The 2,398-nt window shown below is 40.0% G+C and carries 1 protein-coding gene; it reads left to right on the forward strand.

The window, feature by feature from the left end; genetic code table 11:
* Positions 1-301 precede the first annotated feature (301 nt).
* On the forward strand, positions 302-2,398 hold a 2,097-nt coding region (locus tag AB4371_RS19855; RefSeq protein WP_372150545.1), incomplete at its 3' end, for a VPA1262 family protein.

Genomic DNA, 2,398 nt, shown 5'->3' on the forward strand with positions numbered 1-2,398 from the left:
GTGTCGTCTACTCGACAGAGGCTTCATCGACCTGAAGTTTTACTCGCGGCACTTTTCTTAAAAAGTGCCAGCTAGCTCAGATCTGCCCAAACCTTCTTACGACCAGTTTGCTCTCCTATAAAGTGAGCTAATGCATCGTGGTCTTGTACCTCAAATTGGCCACGGCTTACTCCGTGATGATTGTTTTAGGCGTTAGCATTATGAGGTAACGTGAAGGTGCTCATACATTTGACATACATATACCGTGTATTATTCCAAATTAAATTCTAACAATTTAGTCACCACATAGGGATGGACAACTATGATCAAAAGTCAAGACTCTATGCCATTCGAACTTGACTCTATCTTGAACGATAAACGCATCGAAAGGTTATTTTCAGAGGAGTACCCATGTGCTCTACAGCTCTGGTTATTACGAATCGAAGGTGTTGATTTTATTGACAACCGAGTCATTTATGGACGACTGCTACCTTACAGCTTTGACAATAACTTGTGGTCATTTAGTGACAATGAAAACTTTAAGGCCTTCTCCAGTTACCGAGCGCAAGTCAAAAAGATTAATTTGTATGTGAAAGGAGCTAAAGCCAAAAATGTTATTGAGAGGCTTTGTTCAGGAGATACCCTTCGAAACATTAACGAAGCATGTGGACTGGGCTTTGGGCAGGACAAGATTGGCGACCTATTTGGTGATGTGAAACTCAGTCATGAAGAGCTTATATATAAGCCTCTTGCATATTTGATTAATCAGGATGCTCATCCAATGGGGACTATTGCTAGCCCTCATGGAGGAGCTGGAGGGCTATGTTCTTCTATTGTTCAAAGCAATAAGCAAGAACTATTTGTTGTTCAAGGTGACTATAACGCTGACTTAACCGCGATGGTTATTGAACAATTAAATCAAGACACGGGATTGAAGTTTGAGGACCGTGACCTACAACGGTTTGGTGACATTGAACTCATGATTCTCCCTTCAATTAACGAGCAAGAGAGTTCATTAAAGAATGTTCGATGGTCGAATGATAAAGACGAAGTTCATGTTAGTCTAACACCGACTCAGATTCGTCAATACACTCGCTTTCAGTTCAATTTACGTATTGAGAACGATGGGCAGCTTCTCTATTCATCACTTAAGGTAGCTACCCAAAATGACGACGGTAACTATGAATGCACTTTTGAGACTAGCACTGATCTTCACTCCATTGCCGACTCGATGTCATTGGACATTTATGGTGGAAATAGTATAAAAGATGAACTAATTCTTTGTGATCGTTGGACTTCCCATTTTATTAGGGAGATGAATTTTCAACTAAGTATAGTCAGTGGATCTTCTGAATTTAACAAGTTTGAGTGGTTAGAGAAAACAGTAACTCCTCAGATGTCAGACCGTGTTGCGAAAGTACTATCGATAAAGAATAATAATTCTCCTATGCGAAACAATGTGACGACTAGGAAAACAGACTCTTGGGTTACGATAAACCGTTCTTTGAGAAAAACATTTGACCGCATTCATCCTAAAAAGTCAGACGGTGCTTTCTTCCTTAAATGGGGTATGAGCTCTGGTGAAGGTAGACTTCAGTTCACTGAATGGTTTAAATCTCTAGCACAAACTAACCAAGACAATTCAATTACGATTTTTGACCCGTATTTTGAAGACGCTGGATTAGCTCTAATACTATTGAGTTCAGCTCCTAATTCTGACTATACGATTTTTAGAACGAATCATAAGAAAGATGGTGACACAGCTACTAAAGGGCTTGAAACATTATTGCGAGCGTGTAGCCATAATCAAAAGCTAATGCAGCAAAAAACCGTGAATATCTACGGTGTTCGTGATGGCAGTTTACACGATCGATACATACTAGTGACAGATGGTAATGGGCTTCCTGTCAAAGGCTACCATCTATCAAATTCCTTCCAAAGCGCTAACGAGAACTTCCCGTTACTTATTACTCCGATACCTACAGATGTGTTGTATAAGGTTGTTGAATATAAGAACAGCTTACTATCTGCTTCTAACGAGAAAGTCTCCCATCTCTACAACTCAAAAACATGTGAGTTTCACGCGGTTGAATCAGGTAAAAATGATGAGCTCTTTGATAGTGATGTGATAGGCGATATCTTATCTCATTGGCTCAATGAACCGCTGTTAAAGGGGCTAAAAGGGAATGAATTAACTAGTAAGCTAAGAGAGCAAGGCCTATATCATGATGACTTCCCTCACGCTATAGACCCACGTGGACTTAAGTCCTTTATAGATGCTACCAACTTATCTAAGGTTGATCTTAGCATTTACTGGGAGGAGATCGGTGTGGTCTTATCCCGTACAGTTTCTAAATGCCACGATGTTGATTATTTCTCATCAAATTCGAGCTTTTTGAGTAAACGCCCCATGAACCTA

Origin of the sequence: Vibrio sp. 10N.261.51.A3 (assembly GCF_041471965.1) — a bacterium.
GTDB lineage: Bacteria > Pseudomonadota > Gammaproteobacteria > Enterobacterales > Vibrionaceae > Vibrio > Vibrio crassostreae_C.